Consider the following 26,304-nt stretch of genomic DNA (forward strand, 5'->3'; position numbering starts at 1 on the left):
TCGCGTAGTCAGAAATAAAATCTAATTCAGATAATCTAGACCTGCACAGCGCCAAAGTAAAATGCTGGCGATACTAAGCCCATGACCACCCAGTTTAGGGTTGCCTGTCCGACCAAACAGCCAGCTCATTGCCGCTCGGCTCGGTAAAGTGAAAACGTCTTCCACCCGGGAAATCAAATATAGGTGTACTGATAATGCCACCGGCTCCCTCTACCTTGGCCTGAGTCGCTTCCAGTGACTCGCTGTAAAGCACAATCAACGCCGCGCCGTGCGATACCTGAGACGGCATATCTGCTTGATAGAAACCGCCATCCAACCCCTGATTAGAAAACGCTGTGTACTCTGGTCCGTAGTCTACAAACTCCCATCCAAACGCCTCTTGGAAGAATACTTTTGTCGCGCTTAGATCTCTTGCGGGAAACTCAACGTAATTAATTTTTTCATGATCAGACATGCCAATAATCCACCGTTTTCTTAAGCGTTACAGGCAGTATTGATGGAAGACGCCTCTGAGACAACTCACATCAATTAACTACGGTAGAGCGATGCTTTCTCAATCATCCCTCTACCGCAGCCTGCCTACCACCGAATCCTTCTTACCTCTATTTCGATACGACCTTCTTACCCTTCATCGCCATTAAGCCGGCAGCCGTCACAATAGCAATACCTGCCCAACTCACCATCGACAAGCTTTCATCCCATAACATCCACCCAAACAGCGCCGCCAGAGCAACTGACGAGTATGTAAAGGGCCCCAACTGCCCTGCAGGTGCCAACCCATAGCCTTTACTTAACAGGAGCTGCGCTGCCGTGGAGGTGCCCGCCATCAATACCAGCCATAAAAGCTGTTCTGTATCCGGGGTAGTCCATACCAGCATCGCAGGCACAAAAGACAAAATCGCCGCAAAAAACGAGAAATAGAACACAATGCGCTTCGCGGGTTCGGTGCTAGACATACGCCGGATAACAATCCGGGCAAATGCCCCCAACATGGCACCAAACAAAGCAATAAACACCGCGACGTTCAACGTGCCCTCACCGGGATTGAGAATGAGTACTACGCCGACAAACCCAACGGTAATCGACCATTTAACGATCCCGGACACCCGCTCGCCCAACCACCATAATGCAATGATCGGCATAAAAAACGGACCGGTTTGCTTCAACAAAGCCGCTTGAGCCAACGGCAGATGTCCCCATGAATAAAAGAGACAGGTCATCGCGGTGACACCCACTGCCGCACGCAGAAAATGCAGATGCAGTCTTTCGGTTTTAATTGCGCGGGTGCCTTTGCGCAAGATCCACGGCAACAGCAAACACAAACCAAACAAGTTACGTGCAAAGACAATCACTTCCGTTGGCAGCTCACCCGATAGCTGTTTAATAACCATCCCTGAGCACACCAGAAAAAATTCGGACAACACAATCAGTAACGCACCCCGATACACGGGAGAATAATCCATAAGTACTTTGCTTCCCTTCAAAACGAAGAAAGCCAGACGCCCCTTTAGGGGACATCTGGCTGGTTCAGCGACGAGCAGTCAGTGTTAATTAGATGGCGATAATCTCGAAGTCACCGACCATCTCCTTCGCGGCTGCTTCGCTAGTGACCACGGCAAGGCTGGCCTTCGCCGGATCAAGATAGGTCTTCGCAACACGTTTCAGGTCATCAATTGTCACTTTCAGAATACGCGTACGAAAACGCTTACGCTGCTCCGGAGTACGCCCAAACAACTCACTATGGAAAGCCTGCTTTGCTTCTCCAGCAGGCGATCCCGGACGGTCGATGGAGCTAACCACACCCAAAATGGCTTCTTCTAGCTTTTGAGGATCGTGTTCCTCTTCCAACAACCATGCTACAGATTTATCAAAGTCGTCCAGCGTTTCACTCAAGCGAGGGTCGCGATAGGAAAAGAAACGGAACGCCGCATCAGCAGAGTCCTGTCCTGCACCGGAACCATAGGCACCACCCTGCTCACGAATAGCGCGATGCAGGTAGCCGTTGCGCAAGAAGTCACCCAACACCGTCAGCGCCGCGGAGTCTTCATGCTCAACCGTCACAGTCTCATAAGCCTTGGCACAGAAGTTTACCTGCGTACTTGTAGTCCAGAGCTGTTTAACCTGACCCCGCACTGACTCCAACTCAAATCCACTATCAGTGGATGCGGAGGTAGAACCGGCCCAGGTATCAGCCAATGATTTAGCCAACTGATCCTGCTGCTCGGCTTCCGCCACCACCAGAAACTGACGTGGCGCTGTCTTTATCTTCTCATGCAACGCACATAACTGGTCGGAGAGTGACTGAAGTTCCGCTTCATCGTTGAGTCGATCATCCAACTGCTTGGTAGCGCGAATCCCTTCCAGACCACGGGTGTCATGTGCCAGGCGTGCCGCTGGGCTCATTTGTGCCAACGCCGCCATAATGGCCAAACTGTGTCCGTGCCCTGTAATACTCTGCTCTTTACGGGTTCGCTGCTGGGCAACAATTTCACGGATACGTGCTTTTTCATCAAAGCGCGCATGGTGTAACGTTTCATGCAGCAATGCAGTCATCTCTTCCTGCTTCGACACCAACGCCTTACCCGCTAACGTGAAGTAACCTTTCACGTCCTGCTCACTATCAATGGCACCACGAATAGATGAATAAGCGTGTACGCTGCCTGTCACCTGCGCCTGATACTGCTGGTTTTCCATATAGTTGCGATCACCACAGCCCATCTCTGTCAGCAAGTGACTATAGAGCGGCAACAGGCGTTGCTCATCGTCGCTGAGTGCAGGCAGGTCCATAATGATCTGCTGATACACTAAACCATTCGTACCTTGCTCATATTGGGTCAGCGGCAACTTAGGATCTTTACCCGTCGCTTCCGGAATACTCATTTCATCCGGCACATCGTTGATCGTCACTTTTGGCAGGATGCTTTCATCATCCTCCTGCATCTGACGCTCTTCTAACGCCGCAGCCTGATCGATCAACGCCTGGGCTTCGGTATCACTTAGCTGCTGGCGAACCGCTTCGAGATTGTCCGCTTCCACCTGATCACGACGTTTAGCCAGATCCGCATCCGGTCGTAACGTCAGACGTACGCGATGGGTGTTATCCAGCAACCATTCTTTGACCAAGCGCTGCACAAAGTCAGGTTCCTTGATCTGTTCATGCAAAGATTCCAACACCGGATCTAGGTTCAGCAATGCAATCGCATCACCACGATGAATCGCGGAAGGCATCGCCGCCAGAATCAAATTCAGGCCATAAGGGTGCCCATCACCACTGATCTCGCGCTGAATTAACTCCAGCTGGTGCAGTTGGGCTTCCAGCATCTCCTGGGGTACGCCCTCTTCCGCCACTTTTTCCAGCGTTTCAAGCACCAGCGCCTCGAATTGACTCGCACAGTCAGCTTCACTGCCTTCAATGCCACACATAAAGCTCATCTGACGATTAGAGTCTTCAAGACCGCACATCGGTGAAGGCGCCGTGCCCAGATCAGTCGTTTCCAACGCGTGACGCAGCGGGGACGCGCTGTTATCCAGCAAAACCCGTGACAACAAATGCGCCTTTAACTGCTCTTCAAGATTGGTCGAGTGGCCCATGAGCCAACCCAACACATGGTGGGTTTTAGCGCTGATATCGTCCTGATCAAGTGCGTAAGCTTCTTCAATACACACTGGTGCGTGATAAGGCTTTTCCTCTTCCACACCGATCTCAACATCCAGTTTGTCGAACTTATTCAGCGCACGCTCTTCGAAACGTTGCTGCAAGTCACTTACTGACATATTTCCGAACGTCATGAATACCGCATTGCTCGGATGATAGTGAGTTCGGTAGAACTCAAGCAGCTCGTCGTAACTCAGGTCCGTAATAGACTCTGGATCACCGCCGCTGTTGTAATGGTATGTGGTCGTTGGAAACAGGTATTTGCTCAGAGTCTGCCATAAGGTGGAGATCGGAGAGCTCATGGCACCCTTCATCTCGTTCAGCACAACACCTTTGTATACCAGTGGCGAGGTCTTATCACCGGCTTCGGCAAACTCCATGCGGTGGCCTTCCTGCGCAAAATCAAGTGGATCAAGACGCGAGAAAAATGCTGCGTCAAGATACACATCCAGCAGATTATTGAAGTCCTTCGTGTTCTGGCTGGCAAATGGGTACGCCGTCCAGTCACTGCTGGTAAACGCATTCATAAAGGTATTCAAAGAACGGCGCGTCATCATGAAAAATGGATCACGCACCGGATAGTTTTCACTGCCGCATAACGCGGTGTGCTCGAGAATATGAGCAACACCAGTTGAATCCATCGGCACGGTGCGAAACGCCACCAGAAAAACGTTCTCTTCATTATCTGCCGCTATATGGTAGTGCTTGGCACCGGTCTTAACGTGGGTGTACTCCGCCACCTCAACACCAAGAGAAGCAATGGTTTCCGCGCGATCAAAAATGAAGCTGGCGTAACAATCCTGTACTTGCATAGAAACTGAAGCCTTATATAGATGTAGATATCGATAATTCCTGCACACCCTTTCCGAATTAAAGCCGGAGGGTGAATCTGGCTTTTCACTGCCAATATATCGTCGATTGTATAGAGAAGCCCGCAGGTTTCAAAAAACTGTTGCAATTAAGTTCTAGTCTAGAAGCTGAATTTCGGTTTTGTCTCCAAAAAACACTCTTCCGCAGCGCAACATGTAGTGAATAGTTGCGACGAAATTTTTGGAAGCAGTGAAAGAGATATGCCCACTATTCTGTTTTATAAGTGTTTTTAAAGAACAAAAGTTCCAAAATAAAACTTTTGTGCAGCGCACAAATAGAAGTTGACAGGTTATTTTTTAGCCACTATATTTGACTCTAATTGCTGCAACGCACAAAAGAATCAAACCAGCTTATACTCAAGGTGATAACCATGTACGACCTGATGAAAGACGTAAAGGAAAAAATGCAGCCAGCAGTAGACGTGGCTGAAATTAATAAGAAAGCTGCAGAAAAACTGTTCGCTCTGCAGTCCGAGTACGTTACCGATTTCGTAAACTCTTGCGTATCTCAGATGAAAGCGCTGACCGAAGTTAAAGAGCCATCTCAGGCGGTAGAGCTGCAGATGACTTACTTCAAATCGCTGGAAACTAAGCTGGCAGATATCGCAGAGAAAGAGTACGACGCTCTAAACGAAGCGAAAGATCAGATCACCGAAGTTGTTGAAAAAAGCCTGACGGACCTGCGTGATAACGATTACGTAACCGAGATGACCAAATACATGAACGACGCTAGCGAGACAGTTAGCAAGTACATGAATGAAGCAGCAGAAGCTGTCGCTGAAGCGCCCGTTGTAGCACCTGCTGCTGCACCTGCTCCGGCAAAAGCTGCGAAAGCCGCTACACCGAAAAAAGCACCGGCTAAAACATCTCGCAAGACCACTGCAGCTGCTGCAGAGTAATACCGAATGCGCTCTATAGGGGGCCGATCAGCCCCCTACTTGTTCCACTCTGGCTATTACAGCCTTTATCCCTTTTTTCCGGCCTGCATGGCCGGATTTTTTATATTCCCGCCTAAGCAATCAATGGTTCTATAGATCAGTTAATATCTTCCAACCTTGCCAACGCTGGCAACGGGCCGTCTAACCCCATCGCAAACCGCATGACCTTATTTTTCGCAGGTGTCACTCGCTCTGCCAGACCAAGCCCTATATTGCGAACGATCTTTAACGGCACATTGTCGTTGCTGAAAACCCGGTAGAACATATCCATCGCCTGCATCATCATCAAGTTGTGATTGCGGCGCTGTTTTTCATACGCTTTCAGTACTGCAAGTGAGGTGAAGTCTTCACCATTGCGCTGCGCGATCAAAATCGTTTCAGCCAATGCGGCAGCATCCAGTAAACCGATATTGACGCCTTGCCCCGCTAATGGATGGATCATATGCGCAGCATCACCTGCCAGCGCAACACCTTCCTTTACATATTCCTGTGCATGCTGACGACGAAGAGGGAAAAAACCACGCTCCAATAACTTATCGATCTTGCCAAGACTTTCTGGGAACGTGTCTGTCAGCTCTGCCATAAACTGATCTTCACCCAGTGACATCAAACGCTTCACGTTGGCCGGCGTGTTGTACCACACCAACGAGGCATGCTGACCAGGTAAAGGCAGGAATGCCAACGGCCCCGTCGATGTAAACTGTTGCCATGTAATATCTTGCTGGGGGTAGTCAGTTGTCACGGATGCAACCAGAGCACACTGTTCATAGTCCCATTTATGGACACCAATGCCTGCTGCCTGACGCACACGCGATTCACCACCGTCGGCGGCGATCAATAAACGCCCGATCACTTCGGTACCATCTTCAAGGCGTACCACGCTTGCACCTGGAGAATAATCGATCGACTCAGTCTTGGCCGGACAGATAAGATCAACATTGTCAAAAGCTGACATACGTTCAAGCAGTGCTAACTGAATAATTCTATTTTCTACAATATGTCCCAGATAGGGCTGAGCAATATCGTCGGACACAAACTCGGTAGACGCACGTACTTCATCAGATTCCCACACCTTCATACGACGATATGGGCAGTGACGACGAGAAAGAATACCTTCCCACGCCCCCACCATATCAATGACATTCTGCGATGCTACGCTGATTGCGGAAACGCGCAGATCGTGAGGCTGATCGGGATCAAATCCCTTGGGGTACTGATATTCCAATACACCTACCGACAGTTTACTTCCACCCAGTGCGCAGGCAATGGTTGCACCTACCATACCGCCACCCACAATCAGAACGTCATACCGTTTGTTCATGGTTTTCCGCCATCGTCCATTACAAAAAATTCTCGCAAGTATACCCAATACGGTCACCCGCTGCTCGTGAGAGATCAACACCAAATCCCACCGACCAAAAGACAACCCCTGATCAAATATTAGACAGAACAGAAAAGCTTGCATAAAATTAGTGATGATTTACGTTTTCAGAATCTACCGACTTACCCAAGATAGTTTCACGCTCAGGGACCCGATCAACTCTATCCGGGTCTCGGTTAACCCATAACTCGTGGGGAACTATCATGATTAAGAAAGGCCTGACCCGGAAAAAGCTGGCTAGTTCGATACTGCACGCATTGGGCATGACCGCATTAGTTTTTATGGGTAAAGCCGCGTATGCCGGTATCCATAAAAGCCCCAACGACCATCGAGAGTTGCAGACATTCAAGCTCACAAATGAACTGTCTGTACTGCTTATATCTGATCCCAAGACTGACAAGGCTGCTGCGGCAATGAATATTGCGGTAGGCTCCAATGCTGATCCCAAAACCCGTCCCGGACTCGCACACTTCCTTGAGCACATGCTGTTCCTGGGTACACAAAAGTATCCGGACGCTGGCGCCTATAAAGCCTACATACAGTCGCATGGCGGGCATATGAACGCCTACACGGCACACGAAAATACCAATTACTATTTTGATATCGCCTCAGACAACCTTGAACCCGCATTAGATCGATTCGCCCAATTCTTTATCGCCCCTCTGCTGGACGAAAAATACGTTGATCGGGAACGTCATGCCGTGCATTCCGAGTACAAGTCCAAAATACGTGATGACCGACGTCGTTCGTACGCCGTGACCAAACAGGTGATGAATCCTTCCCACAGCTTTAGTCACTTTGACGTAGGTACGATAAAAACATTGGGGGGAGATGTACGCACAGACCTCGTAGAGTTTTATGACCAGTATTATTCATCCAACCTGATGACACTGGTGGTTGAGGGCAAAGAGTCCATCCCTGAACTGAAGCAGATGGTTGAAAAGCTATTCAGTGCTATTCCCAACAAAGAAGCTGAACCCATCAACGTCGACGCGCCATTGTTTGAAACCGGCACACTGCCCGCCCACCTGAGTATTAAGTCGCTTAAGGACAACAATACGCTGGCACTCACCTTCCCGGTTGAAAGCGTGCGGGACTCCTGGCAGGAAAAACCACTGCTCTATATCTCTGACCTTGTTGGCTATGAAGGCCATGGCAGTCTATTGGCCTATCTAAAAGATCAAGGGTATGCCAACAGCCTATCAAGCTCGACCGGCATCGATCTGAAAGATCAGGCCGCGTTTAAGGTGAAAATTGAATTAACAGACGCTGGGCTTGAACAGCAACAAAAAGTGATTGAAGCATTCTTTTCGTATATGGAGCTGATTCGTCGCGACGGTATACAACTGGCGCTCTATCAGGAACAAAGGCGACTGAAAGATGCGGAGTTCCGGTTTCATCAAGGCACAACACCCATGAAGGAAGTCAGCCACCTTGCAGCCATGATGCAACGGTTCCCCGTCGAACACGTGTTCGACGCCCCTTATGTTATGGAGCGTTTCGACGCCAAACAGATCAAATCCTATCTTGATCAGATTTCGCCAAATAACATGCTGGTTACAACCCAATCACCCGACCTTAAAACTGATCGAATAGACCCGTGGTACAACACCGGCTATCGGGTTGATACGCTAAACGCCGATCAGCTGAAAAACTGGCAAAAACCTGCCGCCATTGCTGATCTAAATGTCCGGAGCCGCAATCCTTTTATGGCCGATGAAATGGTCGTAAAAGCGAATACGGATGACGCGGAAGTCAGCCGTCCCGAGGTCGTATTTGAACGAAACGGTATGCGCCTGTGGCACCTGCAGGACACCGAATTTAATACACCAAAAGCGGATACCTACTTCTCGGTCGCCACACCCAATGCGAATAGCAGCGTAGAACACGCCATCATGACGGCGCTATATACCCAGATGGTATCTGACCGCCTCAACGAGTCGCTCTACGACGCCGAGTTGGCTGGCCTAAGCACACGGATCTACAGTCATATGCGTGGCTTTAGTGTCAGAGTGTCCGGCTATAGCGACAAACAAAGCGTACTTCTCAAAACCGTCACATCCTCACTCAAGGACACCGAGTTTGACCCACAACGATTCACCATGCTGAAAGACGCGTACCGCGACGAATTGCTGAATACGAATAAGGATCGTCCGTTTAACCAGACCATGCGTGAGCTATTTCGCCTGCTGCTACCTCAGTGGAGTGCTGAAGAAAAAGTTGCCGCACTGGATAGCATTTCCCTTGAGGATATAGAGAACTTTGTGCCTAATCTCTTCCGGGAAAGCAATATTCAGATGATGACCCACGGCAACCTCACCACCGATGATTCAATCGCCTTAGCCCGCATTGTTGAAGACCAGTTCGTCCCCGCTCAACAAGCAACCCCAGAAGTTGAATCACCCGTGGTTAGATTGAGTGACGGTAAGCCACTAGTGCAAACTCTCGATATCCGGCACAACGACTCTGCCATCAGCGTGTACTACCAAGGCGAAGACACACAGATCAAAACTCACGCCAAGTTTAGCTTGCTGAGTGAGTTGGTCTCTTCTGACTTCTATACTCAGTTACGCACCGAAAAACAGCTAGGCTATATTGTATTCGGAACCCCCGTCATGATGGTCAAGACACCGGGACTTGCCCTTGTCGTACAAAGTCCTGTCGCGGAACCCCAGCTTCTTGAAACTCACATCAAGAACTTCGTATCAGATCTGGAAACCACACTAAAAAACTTGAATCCGATGCAGCTGGACCGCCTTAAACAAAGTGTCATCGCAAAAGTTTTAAAGCAGGATAAAAACCTGACGGCCCGCTCTAACAGATTCTGGAAAGATATTGATGATCAATCATTGGATTTCGATAGTCATGAAGCCCTAGCAAACGCCGTCGCCGACCTCTCTATCGACGATCTGATCGACTGCTATGAAGGCCTGGCGGCAAGGCAACTGGTGGTTCGCAGCTACGGGCAAAAACACAAAGCGGAAAATGGTAATAGCGCAGAAATAGGCAAACGTTGCGACACTGAGATTAAACAGAAGAAACAAAGACAGGAGTTTTTTGAAACTTAGTCATCACCAAATGACCGTGTACTTCAAGACGGTCACTAACGACCCACAAAAAAGGGGCCATCGATTTATCGACAGCCCCTTTCTCAATCAATCGTCGGATACGATCAGATCTCGGTCACACCACCCATATATGGCTGTAATGCTTCAGGAACCTGAATTTTACCGTCTGCCGTCTGGTAGTTTTCCATGACCGCCAACAAGGTACGACCTACCGCCAGACCAGAGCCGTTCAGTGTGTGCAACAGTTCTGGCTTATTGGTTTCAGGGTTACGCCAGCGAGCCTGCATACGACGTGCCTGGAAATCGCCCATATTGGACACAGAAGAGATCTCACGATACTTCTGCTGACCCGGCACCCAGACTTCCAGATCGTAAGTTTTTACGGCACTGAAGCCCAGATCGCCGCCACACAACGCTACAACACGGTATGGCAGATTCAGCTTCTGCAAAATCGCTTCTGCATGACCGGTCATCTCTTCCAGTGCATCCCAGGATTTAGACGGCTCAACCATCTGCACCATCTCAACCTTTTCAAACTGGTGCTGACGAATCAAACCACGCGTATCACGACCAGAGGCGCCCGCTTCAGAGCGGAAACACGGCGTATGGCTGGTAAACTTCAGTGGCAGCTGGGATGCATCAATAATCTCATCACGGACCATATTGGTCACAGGGACTTCTGCTGTAGGGATCAGATAGTAATGACGATCACCAAACGGCAGTTTGAACAGATCTTCTTCAAATTTAGGTAGCTGACCCGTACCACGCAAAGAATCGCTGTTCACCATGTAAGGCACGTACACTTCGTTGTAGCCGTGCTCTTCGGTCTGGGTATCCAGCATCATCTGGATCAACGCACGATGCAGACGCGCTAACTTGCCTTTCAGCAGAGAAAAGCGAGAACCCGTAATCTTTGCTGCAGTTTCAAAGTCCAGTTGCCCAGCTTTCTCGCCCAGTGCTACGTGATCAACAGGCTCGAAGTCGAACGCGCGTGGTGTGCCCCAAGTGCGGACTTCAACGTTATCATCTTCATCAGCACCTTCTGGTACAGACGCATCAGGGATGTTCGGTACGCCTGCCAACAAATCTTCGAGTTTCGTCTGCAGAGTAGCCAGCTCTGCTTTCGCAGCATCCAGTTTACTTCCCAGATCCGCTACTTCTGCCAACAACGGCTGAATATCTTCACCGGCAGCTTTTGCTTTACCGATGCTTTTCGATCGGGTGTTACGTTCACTTTGCAGGTCCTCGGTCTGAACCTGGAGTTCTTTACGCTGATTTTCCAACGCAACAAACTGGTCTACCGGGAACTCATATCCCTTTTTCTTCAGTAGCTCTGCTACTTCTTCCGGATTGGAACGTACGTATTTTGGATCAAGCATGGGACTCTAATGCACCTTATTAAAACAAGCGTGTAAACCACAAACCGCCAGACAGTGCGGCGATACATAACAGGACGCTTAATAATATATAAATCGCCGCATACATGACATGCCCTTCGTGAAGCATTGCGACGGTTTCCAGCGAAAAGGTGGAAAAAGTTGTGAAGGCTCCCATAAAACCCACCATCAACAGGGGTCTGAACTCGGGGTTCAAGCGGGCTTTTTCCATAATCAACACAAAACAAACTCCCATCAAAAAGGAGCCGATCACGTTGCAGGCGAGCGTTCCATAAGGAATTTTGTGCTCAGCGTTATTCAGCACACTACTCATGCCATAACGAGCCAAAGCACCAAAAGCGCCGCCAACCGCAATCGCGATAATGTTCTGCATTGAGCTAATCCTTATATCTTTGCAGCGGACTTTGCTCATCCAGCGTCCGCAAATACTTCAGTTTGTCTGCGATTTTCTTTTCCAAACCCCGGTCTTCGGGGATGTACCAGTTTTGATCTGCCAACTCAGGCGGCAAGTAGTTTTCACCTGCTGCATAACCACCTGGCTCGTTATGGGCGTAGCGATACTCGGCACCGTACCCCAGATCCTTCATCAGCGAGGTCGGGGCGTTACGCAGATGTTCTGGTACGTCATAGCCGGGTTGCGATGCTACATCAGCACGACACTGGTTATAGGCCATATAAAGCGCGTTGCTCTTTGGCGCACATGCACAATAGACCGCAGCCTGAGCAATAGCACGCTCACCTTCAGCAGGGCCCACCCGCTCAAACGCGTCCCACGCTGAAAGCACTACCTGCATTGCACGTGGGTCGGCATTACCAATATCTTCTGAGGCAATCGCCACCAGACGGCGTGCGATATACAGCGGATCACAGCCTCCATCCAACATCCGGCAGCACCAATACAACGCACCATCAGGTGATGACCCACGCACGGACTTGTGGAACGCAGAGATCATGTCGTAATACAGATCACCCTGTTTATCATAGCGACGACCGGTAGAGCGCAACACCTCCTCCATCACGGTATCATCTACAACTTCACCGTGATCGGATTCTGTTGCAAGATCTGATGCGATTTCCAGCAGATTCAGCGCACGACGCGCGTCACCGTCCGCTGCTATCGCCAACTTATCCAGCAGATCATCATCGATTATCAGCTTGCGTGCACCCAGACCGTGCTCTTCATCATTCAGCGCCCGGTCTATCAATCCTCTAATCTCTGCTATTTCTAAACTACGCAGCAGATATACACGTGCACGCGACAGCAAGGCATTATTCAGTTCGAATGATGGATTTTCGGTGGTGGCGCCCACGAAGATAATGGTGCCATCCTCGATGTAGGGCAGGAACGCATCCTGTTGAGACTTGTTGAAACGGTGTACTTCATCGACAAACAGGATCGTTTTACGGCCAGACTGCATCTGGATCTGTTTCGCCTGCTCCACAGCAGTACGAATATCCTTCACCCCGGATAAGACTGCGGACAATGTCAGAAAGTGTGCATCGACATGATGTGCAATCAATTTTGCCAGCGTCGTTTTCCCCACACCCGGAGGCCCCCAGAACAGCATAGAGTGAGCTGCTCCTTGCTCCAACGCGGTTCTTAACGGCTTTCCCTCTGCCAACAGATGGGATTGCCCTGCATAGTCCTGCAACCGAACAGGCCGCATTCGCGCGGCCAGAGGCTCGTACACCTTTTGCGGGGCACCAAACAGATCATCCATCAGAGTTCGCTTTCCAGAATAAGATCAGCACCCTCTGGCAGTTCAAACTCAAACTCCTCAGGATCCATCTCAGGATTGATTTGCTGATTCGCGAATACAATCGTTGTGCGCTGACCCAACGTATCCTCCAGCATCAGCTCAGAGATCACATCACCGGCAAAGAATAGGCGGATACGTTTAAAGGTATTTTGATCCGATAATGGCAACAGTTCGAACAGCTGATCGCTACCGTCTGCTGCGCCACCGCCACTGATACTGAACTGTTCGCGCAGCTCATCGATCTGCCCATTCAGGATTAATGCTGGCGCGCTACTGGTACCGTTTTGGGACGGTTTACGCGTCACCTGCTCCAGATCGGGATCGAAGACCCAAATATAAGTACCGTCACCCACGATCTCTTGCGGATAAGGCTCATTACTGATCCAGCGAAACTTATTAGGTTTAGCAACTGTAAGACTACCGCTGTTTTCCTGAACACGCCCACCCTGATCTGCAGAAGCGATCTGCGAGAAATCAGCACTGAAGGTGTTATATCCGTCCAACAAACCTTTGAGCTTTTCGTCGGACGGCCCAGCATGAGCAAACGCAGCAACACTCAACACCGTTGCCGCAACACAGAACTTCTTTAGATACTTAATCATCATTAATCCTTCACCGGAGGTGGCGCCAGTACTTCACGCTGTCCGTTGCTGCCTGCTGTACTCACAACACCAGCCGCTTCCATTGCTTCGACCATACGTGCAGAACGGTTATAACCGATCTTCAGCTTACGCTGCACACTTGAGATCGAGGCTTTGCGTGTTTGGGTCACAAACGCCACCGCTTCATCATAAAGTGGATCCTGCTCATCATCGAACAAACCACCTGAACCGGTTATGACTGAATCAGTACTCTCTGCGTTCAGAATTTCCTCAACAAATACGGGTGAACCAATTTTCTTCCAGGCTTCAACTGCTCGATGCACTTCATCATCCGAGACAAATGCACCGTGTACGCGGTTTGGAATACTGGTGCCCGCGGGTAGGTACAGCATGTCACCCCACCCTAACAGGTTCTCTGCGCCGCCTTGGTCCAGAATGGTTCGGGAATCAATTTTTGACGATACCTGAAAGGCAATTCGAGTCGGAATGTTGGCCTTAATCAGACCAGTGATCACATCCACCGATGGTCGCTGAGTAGCCAAAATCAAATGAATACCCGCCGCACGCGCCTTCTGTGCAATACGGGCGATCAACTCTTCTACCTTCTTGCCAACGATCATCATCATGTCGGCGAATTCATCAATCACGACAACGATGTAAGGCAATGTTTTCAATTCCGGTGGCGGAGAGTCTGCTGGCATACCATACTCTTCCGGATTCCAGAGCGGATCTTTCAGAGGATTCCCCTCTTTACGCGCTTTCTCGATCTTGTCGTTAAAACCAGCAATATTACGCACGCCCATCTTAGCCATAAGACGGTAACGTTCTTCCATCTCACCTACACACCAGCGCAGACCCGCAGCAGCGTCCTTCATATCGGTAATAACCGGTGTCAGCAGATGCGGAATGCCGTCGTAGATCGACAACTCCAGCATTTTCGGGTCAACCAGCATCAAACGAACTTCGTCCGGTGTCGCTTTATACAGCAGGCTCAATAGCATTGCGTTCACGCCCACGGACTTACCTGAACCGGTTGTACCTGCCACCAGCAGGTGAGGCATTTTCGCCAAGTTCGCGACAACAGGATTACCACCGATGTCGTTACCCAGACCCAGTGTCAGTTTCGACGGGGCCTCAAGGTATGGCTTGGAGTTCAACACCTCACTCAGACTCACTGTCTGACGCTCTTCGTTCGGTATCTCAACACCAATGACTGATTTACCAGCAATAACTTCTACAACACGTACACTGCTGACGGCCATCGAGCGCGCAAGGTCTTTTGCCAAGTTTGTAATCTTGCTGGCTTTCACACCGGGTGCAGGCTGGATTTCAAAGCGGGTGATCACGGGACCAGGGTTCACTTCAACCACTTCAGCGATAACGTTGAAGTCTTTCAGCTTGGACTCAAGCAAACGGGACATCATCTCCAGCTGTTCGGGTGAGTAACCCGCTGACTGATTTAGTACAGGGGGATCCAGATTATCCAGCGACGGAATTCGCATTTTAGGTCGAGTCGGACGTTTACTCCCCTGCTCAGGCTCAAGTCCAAGGTCTTTGTCCTGCATCGGCTTATGCGTTTCTGACAGAGGTACGATACGCAGCCCTTTAGGCTCATCAGGCGACACAGGATTTAACAGACCAGAATCTGAACTATTCTCCGGCACGCTGTTATAACTCGCCTCCGGGGCCTCTTCATAGTCGGAGGATGTCGGTTCGTGATCGCAATGTTTAGATGCTTCAACAAACTCGGCACCTGGCGCTGGAGAGGGTTCAAATGGAACCTCGTCGTCAGTACTGTATGTTTTCGTCATTGGTTCATTGAATTGCGGCTCCTGACGTACATCTGTCGCAGGCTCACGCTGAGGTTCCGGACGTAATACGGCGGGTTCAGCAACAGAATCAGGTACCAAACTCGGTGATCGGGACTGGCCTAATAAGGGGTCGTTGAATTCATTGTGTTCTGGATATAACGCCGCCCCACTATGACTAGGATTATCATGGCTATCAGCGTGTTGAGTGCTGCGCAATGTATCCGTATCAATTGTCGGTTCGGGCCTTAAGGTTGCGACTGAACGCAAAGATTCATCGGACACATCGTCCCTGTGCTGGTCCTCCTCGTATTCCGAGTCGTCATGACGTTGTGGCAGCGCAGCAGCAGAGCGTTCTTTAATCTTTTCTACACCGGTTACAACACCTTTGCCAATGAGTTCCAGCAAACTTCCCCAGGATGCCTCGATAAACAGGGTGCTTCCAAACAACAGCAAGGTGAACAACAATACAGAGCTGCCCACGACACTAAACAAGCTGACAAACTGATCAGACAAGGCCTCTCCCAGCAAGCCTCCTGCTGAAAACGGTAGCTGCATCGTTTGGTTATCAAAATGGGTCGACGCCAGCGCTGCGGCTCCCGCCAGCACAAGCAAGCCGCCAATAGAGCGCAGAATAAAATAGGGGACGGAATCCATCAGCCCAACGTCTCGACGCAACAAAAAGCGGACAGCGGGCAAGACAATCAGTAACGGAATCAGATATGCAGCGATCCCCACACCAGATAACGTAAAGTCAGCCAGCCATGCCCCAACCTGCCCGGTATAGTTTCGCACGTCTGGTTGGTAGCCTAAGTGGGACCAACCAGGATCACGAGGGTCATATCCCAGCAATGCCAGAAACAAAAACAGGTTCACACCGATGATGATGATCAGCCCTGATTCTTTAAATACGCGCGCCAGCAATGACGGGAATTCAAGCAGCTGATCCTTGTCGGTTAAATTCAACAGAAATTCTCCACTTTCAAGCTCTTACAACACCTTTCAAAAACAATCGGAACCATATCATAAAGTGGGTGAGTTACGGGAATCATGTCACTCATCAAACCGCCTGTAACGATTCGCCAATTGTTGCCCCACTCGTTAATTCCAAATTTCACTTAGACGACATGATACGACAACCCGCGGCCACTAAATTCTATCAATGATAGAAAACACCCGGCCAAACAACCACAAACGGCCCGTACATAAACACAAGATAGGATGTCATCGCATTAACACAGTGCTGATCACGAACCAGCAAAAAGCTTTATCAGTCACCCCGTAACACACTGCCTCCCCCCAAATAATTTGCCAACCCCGACCGACCAATACCCTAGAAGATGAGCGCCATAAGACGCCTTATGCTCATGGATGCATGACTACTCCCTTTCGAACGATGAAACACGCATAACGTTTTGTCAGATCACCTCACGTAACAAACCATCCAATGCTCTCAGATTCCGAACCACTTATGTCACGCGGAGCTCAGGATACCCACATTGATTCAACAACCAGATTCATCACCTGGACTGATCAATTTATTTACACAAACCCAATGCGTCTATTCTCTCCAATGCAGCAACTGCAAAATAAATTTGGCACTTAACCTTGAAAATTTACTTTTCGCCCCTATCCTTTCGCCATACCCCTACCTGTATGAATTTTGGATGACCATGAGCGAAGTACAACATCACCGTCTGATTATTCTGGGCTCCGGTCCAGCCGGTTACACTGCTGCGGTATACGCTGCCCGTGCCAACCTGAACCCTATTGTTATCACCGGCATGCAGGCCGGCGGCCAGTTGACTACCACAACTGACGTTGATAACTGGCCTGGAGACGTTGATGGCGTACAAGGCCCTGAACTCATGCAACGCATGCAGGCTCACGCTGAACGTTTCAACACACAGGTTCTGTTCGACCACATCAACGAAACTGATCTGAGCAACCGCCCTTTCCGCCTGAAAGGCGATATGGGTGAGTACACATGCGACTCCCTGATCATTTCTACTGGCGCGTCTGCACAATATCTGGGTCTGGATTCTGAAGAAGCATTCAAAGGCAAAGGCGTATCCGCGTGTGCGACCTGTGATGGTTTCTTCTACCGCGGCCAGAAAGTTGCGGTTATTGGCGGCGGTAACACCGCGGTTGAAGAAGCGCTTTACCTGTCTAACATCGCAGCTGAAGTCACACTGATTCACCGCCGCGATTCTTTGCGCTGTGAAAAAATTCTGCAGGACAAACTGTTCGAACGTGCAGAAAACGGCAACATCAACATCATCTGGAACCACCAGCTTGACGAAGTTCTGGGTGACGAGATGGGCGTAACCGGCATGCGCATCAAAGAAAGCAACGGCGATGCTACTCAGGATCTGGAGCTGTCTGGCGTGTTTGTCGCTATCGGCCACAAACCGAATACCGACATCTTCGAAGGCCAGCTGGATATGAAAGACGGCTACATCAAAATCCACAGCGGCACTGAAGGCAACGCAACTCAGACATCTGTAAAAGGCGTATTCGCGGCTGGCGATGTATGCGACCACATCTATCGTCAGGCAATTACCTCCGCAGGATTTGGCTGCATGGCTGCTCTGGATGCTGAACGCTTCCTGGACGATCTGGAGAAATAAGGAAATGCGGGCGCTCGCGCCCGCTTTTCCGCTGTCTTATGATCGCTTGGTTAGACAACGAATCCAATAGCTTTCCTGCTATACATACCGCACTAAAGGAACCCAACGGCCTACTCGCTGCTGGGGGAGACCTTAGCCCGGCACGACTCAAGGAAGCATACCGTCAGGGCATTTTCCCTTGGTACAACCAAGGTGAGCCTATCCTGTGGTGGAGTCCAGATCCTCGCTGCGTCCTATTCCCTGAACAGCTGCACGTATCTCGCAGCTTACGCAAACGGATACGCAAGCAGGATTACGATGTCAGCTTTGACACCGACTTCGAAGCTGTCGTCGACGCTTGCGCCGAGCCTCGCGCTAATGGTGATGGTACTTGGATTACCCGTGCGATGAAGGGTGCATATTGCGACCTTCATAGGCAAGGCATTGCCCACTCAGTAGAACTGCGGATAGATGGGCGTCTCGTCGGTGGACTGTATGGTCTGGCGATGGGCAAAATGTTCTTCGGAGAGTCAATGTTTAGCCGCGAGACGGACGCATCTAAAATTGCATTCGTTCTCATGGTCGAACAACTGCAAAACTGGGGCTATGCTTTAATCGACTGTCAGGTAAGCAACAATCACCTGAAAAGTCTTGGAGCAAAAGAGATTCCAAGAGCAGAGTTTAAACGCTACCTGAACAAGTATCTGGATCAGACATCCGGTCATGACTGGGTGTTCAATCCTGAGAGACTGAGTTTCGGGGAGACTCCCAGATGACAAACCTGAAGACTTTGCATTTTTACGCAACGCCTGAACATGATTGTAGTTATCTGAAAGACCGACAGGCAAAAACCCTGTTTGTGGACCCGCATGCGGTCATCACCAAAGATACCTACAGTCAATTATCCGATCTAGGATTCAGGCGGAGCGGAGGGCATATCTACCGCCCCCACTGCAAAGAATGCCAGGCTTGCATATCTGTACGCATACCCACCGACATGTTTGCCGCCAGCAAAAGCCAAAAACGCGTATTGGCTAAGAACAAAGACCTGACCTTTCGCGCACTAGACCCACAATTCACACAAGAATACTACGACCTGTACGCCCGCTATATCAATCTGCGCCACAAAGATGGCGACATGTACCCCCCAAGCATCGACCAGTTCACTTCATTTCTGGTTGATGGCGCACAGGGAACAATCTTTTTCGAGTTTCGTGACAGCGATAACAAGCTATTGGCTATTGCCGTTTGTGACGAGCTAGAGCAAGGACTCTCTCCTATCTACACGTTCTACGATCCGGACGAAGAAAAACGCAGTCTTGGTACGTTTTGCATACTCTGGCAAATCGCCGAAGCAAAGCGCCGCCGCCTGCAATATGTCTATCTGGGATACTGGGTAAGAGAGTGCCGGAAGATGAACTACAAGATCATGTTCCGACCAATTGAATTACTACTCGACGGACACTGGGTGTCCATCACCTAACTGAAACAATTTTCCCCGCCCTTTTTCGTTAATCTCTTTGATATGCCTGAACATTTCAGGCACAATACTGCGCTTAAAAAATCGGGTTTGGATCTGCAAGGCCTCAAGAGGTAGCTACTGAATGGCTAAAGAAGATAGCATTGAAATGGACGGCACCGTGATCGACACGCTTCCCAACACTATGTTCCGTGTTGAGTTGGAAAACGGTCACGTTGTTACAGCGCACATCTCCGGTAAGATGCGTAAAAACTACATCCGCATCCTGACTGGCGATAAAGTAAAGGTCGAGTTGACACCTTACGACCTGAGCAAAGGACGTATCGTCTACCGCGCGCGTTAATTTATCGCCCGACCGGACTTATGGGGGCAGCCATTAGGCTGCCTCCATCACCTCCACTCTCAGATTGCCCTCATCATCAACAGTAATCACAACATCACCGCCGTCTTCGGCAAGCTCTCCGAATAGAATCATTTCAGCAAGCGGTTTCTTCAGCTTTTCCTGAATCATTCGCTTCATCGGACGCGCACCCATCTGTTCATCGTATCCGTTGGTAGCAAACCAGCTACGCGCAGCATCATCCATATGCAACACCACATGTTTCTCATCCAGCTGCACCTGAAGCTCAGTTAAGAACTTATCAACCACACCTTTGATGATATCCGTACCCAGTGCCTTGAACTGAATAATGCCATCCAAACGGTTACGGAACTCTGGAGTGAACAGCTTACGAATCGCTTCCATACCATCGGTAGAGTGATCCTGATGAGCAAAACCAATCGAGTTACGCGCCATCTGCTCAGCACCCGCATTCGTTGTCATTACCATAATAACATTGCGGAAATCTGCTTTGCGGCCGTTGTTATCAGTCAACGTCCCGTTATCCATCACCTGCAATAACAAGTTGAAGACTTCCGGATGCGCCTTCTCAATCTCATCCAGCAACAGAACACAATGCGGCGACTTGGTAATCGCTTCCGTCAGCAAACCACCCTGGTCATAACCAACATACCCTGGAGGCGCACCGATCAATCGGGATACCGTGTGACGCTCCATGTACTCAGACATGTCAAAACGCACCAGCTCAATACCCATCAAACGGGCCAACTGATTAGTGACTTCGGTCTTACCAACACCAGTAGGACCAGAGAACAGAAAGCTACCAACAGGCTTATTCGGCTCTTTCAGACCTGCACGGGACAACTTAATCGCTGAAGCCAGCGTATCAATTGCCTCATTCTGCCCCAACACAACCATTTTCAGGTTTGAATCGAGCTTAGACAGCAGATCTTTGTCGGACGCGGATACACTCTTAGGCGGAATCCGTGCGATTTTGGCTACCACCGCCTCAACGTCTTCTACAGTGATCTGCTTTTTACGCAGCTCGGGCGGCAGAAGTCTTTGATATGCACCAGCCTCATCAATGACATCAATCGCTTTATCAGGCATGTGCTTATCGTTTATATATCGATCAGCCAGCTCAGAGGCTGCGCGCAACGCTTCATCATCGTATTCGATATCATGATGCTCTTCGAAACGACCACTAAGCCCTTTCAAGATCTGATACGTATCTTCAACCGTTGGCTCAAGAATATCGACTTTCTGGAATCGACGCGCCAACGCACGATCTTTTTCGAAGATGCCACGGAATTCCTGGAACGTCGTCGAACCAATGCACCGGATCGCACCGGAACTTAGCAACGGTTTCAGGAGATTGGATGCATCCATTGAACCGCCCGATGCAGCACCAGCGCCAATAATGGTATGAATCTCATCGATAAACAGAATGGCATGTTCCTGACGACGAATTTCACTCAACAATGCCTTCAGGCGCTTCTCAAAATCACCACGATATTTAGTGCCGGCCAACAATGCGCCCAGATCCAGAGAATACACCACTGAATCTTCGATAATTTCCGGTACCTGCTGTTCTACAATCCGTTTTGCCAAACCTTCAGCGATAGCGGTTTTACCCACACCCGCCTCACCGACCAGCAACGGATTATTTTTCCTGCGGCGCGACAAAATCTGCACGACGCGCTCAACTTCAGAATCACGACCAACCAACGGATCAATACGTCCTTGAGAGGCCTCTACATTGAGATTAACCGCGTACTTCGCCAATGGACTTTTATCAGAATCTTCCTTGGCCTCACCCTCAACCGGTGTCTCACCGACATCGTGCTGATGATCAGATACACGAGAAATACCATGCGATATAAAGTTCACCGCATCAATACGCTCTACACCCTGCTGCTGCAGAACGAAAACGGCCTGACTCTCCTGCTCACTGAAGATCGCAACCAGCACGTTGGCACCCGTAACTTCACTTTTGCCGGATGACTGCACATGGAACACCGCTCGTTGCAACACACGCTGAAAACCAAGCGTTGGCTGCGTTTCGATGTTCGGAATATCGTCAGGTAACAGGGGCGTTGTTTCGTCGATAAAATCGACCAATGTTTGGCGAAGCTTATCCAGATCCGCACCACATGCGTTCAGCACATCCGTTGCTGCATGGTTATCAAGTAACGCGAGCAACAAGTGCTCGACCGTCATAAACTCGTGACGCTTCTCTTTAGCGGCTTTAAAGGCTGCACTGAGCGTGTCTTCTAGCTCTCGGTTCAGCATAGCGGCCCCCTATACACTTTCAATTTCACACAGCAAAGGATGTTTATTGTCCCTTGCATATTGATTCACCATCGCAGCTTTAGTTTCGGCTACATCACGAGTATAGACGCCACAGACACCTTTTCCTTGTGTATGCACCGCTAACATCACCTGCGTTGCCTTTTCTTCATTCATGTTAAAGATCGCCATCAGCACCTCGATCACAAAGTCCATCGGCGTATAGTCGTCATTCATCAGCACCACACGGTACATCGAAGGCCGCTTAAGCTCGGGCTTCGCTTCTTCTGTCACCAACCCGTGTTCGGGATAGTCTTCGCCTTCGGAAGGCTCATTCGCAAGACGAATGGTTTTCAGTGTCTTTTTAGTTTCCATGAAAATCTGTCTTTTAGGGTAAATCAATTAACTATTGAACATTTATTGCACGCCTATCCACACGACCGAGTTCTGCATGCTATAATTGTCCGCAGCAGGAGTGATGAGTATCTGGTGTCCCTGCGAAGACGTAAAGGAATTTGCAGTCCCCTTAATCTATATACTAACAGCACCGAGGGCTGCAGTTGAGGGTTGCATTAGCATTCTTCATCTTCACTGGATCAGGATATTAGGAGTCTTTCCATGCAGACAGGGAAAGTAAAGTGGTTCAATAACGCCAAAGGTTATGGTTTTATCCTCTCCGAGGAGCATAACGAGGATCTCTTTGCTCACTACTCAGCCATTCAAAGCGACGGCTACAAAAGCCTCAAGGCTGGTCAAACAGTCGAGTTCGACACAGCTCCAGGCCCTAAAGGTCTTCACGCTGTAAATATCAAACCGATATCGACCTAAGGCAAGAAGTGTTAGCTGCACATATAACTATTATAAAGCTGTATTCATCGATGGGTGGAGTGTAATCGGGGCAGATTCATCAATGTTTAGATTAGATTCATAGCCAACTTAGATTCAAGCGATAATAGATCGAAGCAGAAAAACCAGCCCAGCGGCTGGTTTTTTAGTTTCTGGAGCAAGCAACCTGCTCAGCGCCATAGGCATCACATATTAGCGATAATTGCATCGCCAAATTCTGAGCTTGAAAGCAATGTGGCATCATCCATTAAACGCTCAAAATCATAGGTCACAGTTTTTGCGGCAATCGCGCCGTCCATACCCTTAATAATAAGATCAGCGGCCTCAAGCCAACCCAGATGTCGCAGCATCATCTCTGCCGATAAAATCACCGACCCCGGATTCACCTTATCCTGCCCGGCATACTTAGGCGCAGTACCGTGCGTTGCCTCGAAAATGGCCACGCCATCAGACAAGTTAGCACCGGGCGCAATACCAATTCCACCCACCTCAGCAGCCAACGCATCGGACAGGTAATCGCCGTTGAGATTAAGCGTTGCGACAACATCGTATTCTTCTGGTCGTAGCAAGATCTGCTGCAACATCGCATCTGCAATAACATCTTTTACAACAATGTCGCGCCCTGTATTTGGATTCTTAAACGACATCCACGGACCTGAACCAACTATCTGCGCACCAAATTCGTCTCGTGCCAGCTCATACCCCCATTCCTTGAAGGCGCCCTCAGTAAATTTCATGATGTTTCCTTTGTGTACCAACGTCAGAGATTCCCGATCGTTATCGACACAATACTGCAATGCCTGTCGCACCAAGCGCTTAGTACCCTGCTCCGATACAGGCTTCACACCGATGCCACACATCTGGTCAAAGCGTATCTTGGTGACGCCCATCTCTTCCTTAAGAAAGCGAATCACCTTATCTGCTTCTGGTGTTCCTGCCTTCCACTCCACACCGGCATAGATATCTTCGGAGTTCTCGCGATAGATCACCATATCCACATCACCCGGCTTCACAACCGGACTGGGAACACCTTCAAACCACCGCACCGGACGTTGACACACATAGAGATCCAGCTCCTGACGTAGCGCTACATTTAGCGAACGAATACCACCACCTACAGGAGTTGTCAGCGGCCCTTTGATACCAACCTTGAAGTCTTTAAATGCGGCCAGCGTCTCCTCCGGCAACCAAGTGTCCTGATCATATACTTCCGTGGCCTTCTCGCCGGCATAAACTTCCATCCAGGATATAACGCGCTGCCCGCCATACGCTTTTTTAACGGCAGCATCCACCACATTGATCATAACCGGTGAGACATCCATCCCTATACCATCACCTTCGATGTAGGGAATGATTGGATTGCTAGGTACGTTAAGCGAGAAATCGTCATTCACCGTGATCTTCTGTCCTTCCGGAACCTGAATATTCTGGTATCCCATAACTATCTCCATTACCTGTAGTAGCCTACGCCCGCAACACCTCACGCAGACTCAATTGCGTTCTTAGAATTATCCCGTGCAGCGTGTAATATATAGCACAGCCAGAACGCGCCGTTGGCGCCCGACCCTTTCCCTTATATAAGAAGCATAGATGTCTAACGTTCTTCTTTTTAACAAGCCTTTTCATGTACTTTCCCAATTCACGGACAGCGAAGGTCGCGACACCCTCGCAAACTACGTGAAAGAGAAAGGCGTATACGCTGCAGGGCGTCTTGATTACGACTCTGAAGGCTTACTTTTGCTGACTGATGACGGCAATGTTCAACACCAACTTGCCCATCCAAAATTCAAGATGGAAAAGACCTACTGGGTGCAGGTTGAAGGTGAGATAGATGAAGATGCACTACTGAAGCTTCGCCTAGGTGTGGAACTCAAAGACGGGATGACACGCCCTGCCAAAGCCCAATGCATAAAAGAACCTGACATCTGGCCACGACACCCACCGATCAGGGAACGTCGAAATCAGCCAACCAGTTGGGTAGAGATAAAGATTACAGAGGGGCGCAATCGGCAGGTACGCCGCATGACTGCTGCAGTGGGATTTCCAACACTGAGGCTAATTCGTTACGCCATTGGCAATTGGACGCTGAATGGAATTGAACTGGGCACCTATCGCAGCGAGCAAATAAACTTACCTGCGCCAAAAAAAAATACACGCCCCCGCACTGGAAAGCCTGCCGGAAGATCCAATCCACGCAGGCGCTCCACACGGTAAGAATTAGCGGATGTTTACCAGTCTTCCGCCGCATCCAGATCTGTCTTTTTCTGCTCGACCCATTGCTCACCTTCACCGGTGATCTCTTTTTTCCAGAATGGCGCATCGCGTTTCAGGTAATCCATGATGAAACGTGATGCGAGAAATGCATTGTCGCGATGAGCACTGCCAACACCGACAAACACAATGTTCTCGTTCAGCGCCAGCTCGCCCACACGGTGAACGATAACAATATTGCCCAACTCCCAGCGCTCGCGCGCCTGATCAGCAATCGACAGCAAAGCTTTCTCTGTCATTCCCGGATAATGCTCCAGATAAAGCGCCTTGAGATGGTCATCAACAACCTCCATCTCCCTTACTATCCCGGTAAAGGTCACAATCGCACCGCTGGTCGCATCATCAGCCCGTACCTGCTCTGATAACTGGCCAATATTAAAATCGTCGGTCTGAACCTTTATATATGTACCGGACATCCGTATACCTCTGATAAATTACGTGAACGCTGAAGGACTTATTACCGCGCATACAAGAAAAATAATAACATTAATGTTATCGTTTGCGCTTTTGTAAGATGCCAAAGGAAACGCTATGTGTTGGACGCCCCACGCAACTGTTGCCACTGTTGTAGAGCGTGACGGCCGTTTTCTGATGATCGAAGAGGTATCCAGCGGGCAAGTCGTTCTTAACCAACCCGCCGGTCATCTGGAAGAAAACGAGCTGTTTGCCGAGGCAGCTCTGCGCGAGACAATGGAAGAGTCAGCCTGGAAAGTAGAATTAAAGTACGTGGTTGGGATGTATGCTTACAAGTCCCCGAACAGTAAAATCACGTATCACCGCCTTTGCTTCGCCGCTGACGCAGTACAGCATTACCCGGACAGCCCTCTGGACGACGGCATCATCCGCACACTATGGATGACGCGCGAAGAACTCGAAGCGAACAAAGACCGCCTGCGCAGCCCAACGGTACTGCGTTGTATTGATGATTATCTGTCGGGCAAGAACTACCCGTTAGATTTTGTATTTGAACATCTGGATTAACAAGCAGAAC

Annotated in this window: 22 protein-coding genes; 9 read left to right on the top strand and 13 right to left on the bottom strand. The window is 49.6% G+C overall.

Annotated elements, in window-relative coordinates; all coding sequences use genetic code 11:
• Positions 1–94: 94 nt before the first annotated feature.
• From IOQ59_RS16200 to IOQ59_RS16210, 3 genes are all read right to left on the bottom strand, one after another.
• Positions 95–454 (bottom strand): VOC family protein, encoded by a 360-nt coding sequence (locus IOQ59_RS16200; protein WP_193954499.1) that lies wholly within the window; start codon positions 452–454, stop codon positions 95–97.
• A 148-nt stretch (positions 455–602) separates the two neighbouring features.
• A complete protein-coding gene (locus tag IOQ59_RS16205; RefSeq protein WP_193954500.1) occupies positions 603–1,463 on the bottom strand; it encodes a DMT family transporter in 861 nt (286 codons plus the stop codon).
• Between the two features lie 88 nt (positions 1,464–1,551).
• Positions 1,552–4,467: an insulinase family protein gene (locus IOQ59_RS16210; RefSeq protein ID WP_193954501.1), complete on the bottom strand. Its 2,916-nt coding sequence runs from the start codon at positions 4,465–4,467 to the stop codon at positions 1,552–1,554.
• Positions 4,468–4,895: 428 nt separating this feature from the next.
• On the opposite strand from IOQ59_RS16210, the gene IOQ59_RS16215 reads away from it, so the two are divergent.
• A complete protein-coding gene (locus IOQ59_RS16215; RefSeq protein ID WP_193954502.1) occupies positions 4,896–5,423 on the top strand; it encodes a phasin family protein in 528 nt (175 codons plus the stop codon).
• Between the two features lie 136 nt (positions 5,424–5,559).
• Here the strand turns inward: IOQ59_RS16215 and IOQ59_RS16220 are convergent, their stop codons facing one another.
• Complete coding sequence (locus tag IOQ59_RS16220; protein WP_193954503.1) at positions 5,560–6,783, bottom strand: UbiH/UbiF/VisC/COQ6 family ubiquinone biosynthesis hydroxylase; 1,224 nt, start codon at positions 6,781–6,783, stop codon at positions 5,560–5,562.
• A gap of 263 nt (positions 6,784–7,046) precedes the next feature.
• Between IOQ59_RS16220 and IOQ59_RS16225 the strand changes: the two genes are divergently transcribed.
• Complete coding sequence (locus tag IOQ59_RS16225) at positions 7,047–9,911, top strand: insulinase family protein (RefSeq protein ID WP_193954504.1); 2,865 nt, start codon at positions 7,047–7,049, stop codon at positions 9,909–9,911.
• Positions 9,912–10,015: 104 nt separating this feature from the next.
• On the opposite strand, the gene serS is transcribed toward IOQ59_RS16225, so the two are convergent.
• The 5 genes from serS to IOQ59_RS16250 are packed head-to-tail and all read right to left on the bottom strand — an operon-like array spanning position 10,016 to position 16,444.
• Positions 10,016–11,290 carry a serine--tRNA ligase gene (serS, locus tag IOQ59_RS16230; protein ID WP_193954505.1) on the bottom strand — a complete coding sequence of 425 codons (1,275 nt, stop codon included), beginning with the start codon at positions 11,288–11,290 and terminating at the stop codon, positions 10,016–10,018.
• Positions 11,291–11,309: 19 nt separating this feature from the next.
• Positions 11,310–11,681 carry a fluoride efflux transporter CrcB gene (gene crcB / locus IOQ59_RS16235; protein WP_193954506.1) on the bottom strand — a complete coding sequence of 124 codons (372 nt, stop codon included), beginning with the start codon at positions 11,679–11,681 and terminating at the stop codon, positions 11,310–11,312.
• Positions 11,682–11,685: 4 nt separating this feature from the next.
• Positions 11,686–13,029: a replication-associated recombination protein A gene (locus IOQ59_RS16240; RefSeq protein ID WP_193954507.1), complete on the bottom strand. Its 1,344-nt coding sequence runs from the start codon at positions 13,027–13,029 to the stop codon at positions 11,686–11,688.
• The gene (lolA, locus tag IOQ59_RS16245; protein ID WP_228050961.1) at positions 13,029–13,670 is read right to left on the bottom strand and encodes an outer membrane lipoprotein periplasmic chaperone LolA; all 642 of its coding nucleotides are present in this window, start codon (positions 13,668–13,670) and stop codon (positions 13,029–13,031) included. The genes IOQ59_RS16240 and lolA overlap by 1 nt, the downstream gene beginning before the upstream one ends.
• 2 nt (positions 13,671–13,672) lie before the next feature.
• Positions 13,673–16,444 carry a DNA translocase FtsK gene (locus tag IOQ59_RS16250; protein ID WP_193954509.1) on the bottom strand — a complete coding sequence of 924 codons (2,772 nt, stop codon included), beginning with the start codon at positions 16,442–16,444 and terminating at the stop codon, positions 13,673–13,675.
• A 707-nt stretch (positions 16,445–17,151) separates the two neighbouring features.
• Here IOQ59_RS16250 and trxB point away from each other — a divergent pair.
• The 4 genes from trxB (at position 17,152) to infA (ending at position 19,910) form a co-directional block, all read left to right on the top strand.
• On the top strand, positions 17,152–18,108 hold the full coding sequence (trxB, locus tag IOQ59_RS16255; protein WP_193954510.1) for a thioredoxin-disulfide reductase: 957 nt from the start codon (positions 17,152–17,154) through the stop codon (positions 18,106–18,108).
• Between the two features lie 38 nt (positions 18,109–18,146).
• The gene (aat, locus tag IOQ59_RS16260; protein WP_193954511.1) at positions 18,147–18,863 is read left to right on the top strand and encodes a leucyl/phenylalanyl-tRNA--protein transferase; all 717 of its coding nucleotides are present in this window, start codon (positions 18,147–18,149) and stop codon (positions 18,861–18,863) included.
• On the top strand, positions 18,860–19,570 hold the full coding sequence (locus IOQ59_RS16265; RefSeq protein WP_193954512.1) for an arginyltransferase: 711 nt from the start codon (positions 18,860–18,862) through the stop codon (positions 19,568–19,570). The genes aat and IOQ59_RS16265 overlap by 4 nt, the downstream gene beginning before the upstream one ends.
• Positions 19,571–19,691: 121 nt before the next feature.
• Positions 19,692–19,910, top strand: a complete 219-nt coding sequence (infA, locus tag IOQ59_RS16270; RefSeq protein WP_193954513.1) for a translation initiation factor IF-1 — start codon at positions 19,692–19,694, stop codon at positions 19,908–19,910.
• A gap of 33 nt (positions 19,911–19,943) precedes the next feature.
• Here infA and clpA read toward each other — a convergent pair whose 3' ends face one another.
• Both clpA and clpS read right to left on the bottom strand, forming a co-directional pair.
• Positions 19,944–22,199 (bottom strand): ATP-dependent Clp protease ATP-binding subunit ClpA, encoded by a 2,256-nt coding sequence (clpA, locus tag IOQ59_RS16275; protein ID WP_193954514.1) that lies wholly within the window; start codon positions 22,197–22,199, stop codon positions 19,944–19,946.
• Positions 22,200–22,208: 9 nt separating this feature from the next.
• The gene (gene clpS, locus IOQ59_RS16280) at positions 22,209–22,571 is read right to left on the bottom strand and encodes an ATP-dependent Clp protease adapter ClpS (protein WP_193954515.1); all 363 of its coding nucleotides are present in this window, start codon (positions 22,569–22,571) and stop codon (positions 22,209–22,211) included.
• A gap of 243 nt (positions 22,572–22,814) precedes the next feature.
• Here clpS and cspD point away from each other — a divergent pair, with 243 nt between their 5' ends.
• Entirely contained in the window at positions 22,815–23,024 is a 210-nt protein-coding gene (gene cspD, locus IOQ59_RS16285) for a cold shock domain-containing protein CspD (RefSeq protein ID WP_193954516.1), read from the top strand.
• Positions 23,025–23,227: 203 nt separating this feature from the next.
• Here the strand turns inward: cspD and icd are convergent, their stop codons facing one another.
• Entirely contained in the window at positions 23,228–24,481 is a 1,254-nt protein-coding gene (gene icd / locus IOQ59_RS16290; RefSeq protein WP_193954517.1) for an NADP-dependent isocitrate dehydrogenase, read from the bottom strand.
• Positions 24,482–24,632: 151 nt separating this feature from the next.
• Between icd and IOQ59_RS16295 the strand changes: the two genes are divergently transcribed.
• The gene (locus tag IOQ59_RS16295; protein WP_193954518.1) at positions 24,633–25,256 is read left to right on the top strand and encodes a pseudouridine synthase; all 624 of its coding nucleotides are present in this window, start codon (positions 24,633–24,635) and stop codon (positions 25,254–25,256) included.
• 14 nt (positions 25,257–25,270) lie between these two features.
• Here IOQ59_RS16295 and moaE read toward each other — a convergent pair whose 3' ends face one another.
• The gene (gene moaE, locus IOQ59_RS16300) at positions 25,271–25,729 is read right to left on the bottom strand and encodes a molybdopterin synthase catalytic subunit MoaE (RefSeq protein WP_193954519.1); all 459 of its coding nucleotides are present in this window, start codon (positions 25,727–25,729) and stop codon (positions 25,271–25,273) included.
• Between the two features lie 115 nt (positions 25,730–25,844).
• Here moaE and IOQ59_RS16305 point away from each other — a divergent pair, with 115 nt between their 5' ends.
• Positions 25,845–26,294, top strand: coding sequence for an NUDIX hydrolase (locus IOQ59_RS16305; protein ID WP_193954520.1), 450 nt, complete (start codon positions 25,845–25,847; stop codon positions 26,292–26,294).
• Positions 26,295–26,304: the final 10 nt, after the last annotated feature.

It is taken from the genome of Pontibacterium sinense (genome assembly GCF_015209595.1).
GTDB classification, from domain to species: Bacteria; Pseudomonadota; Gammaproteobacteria; order Pseudomonadales; family Balneatricaceae; genus Pontibacterium; species Pontibacterium sinense.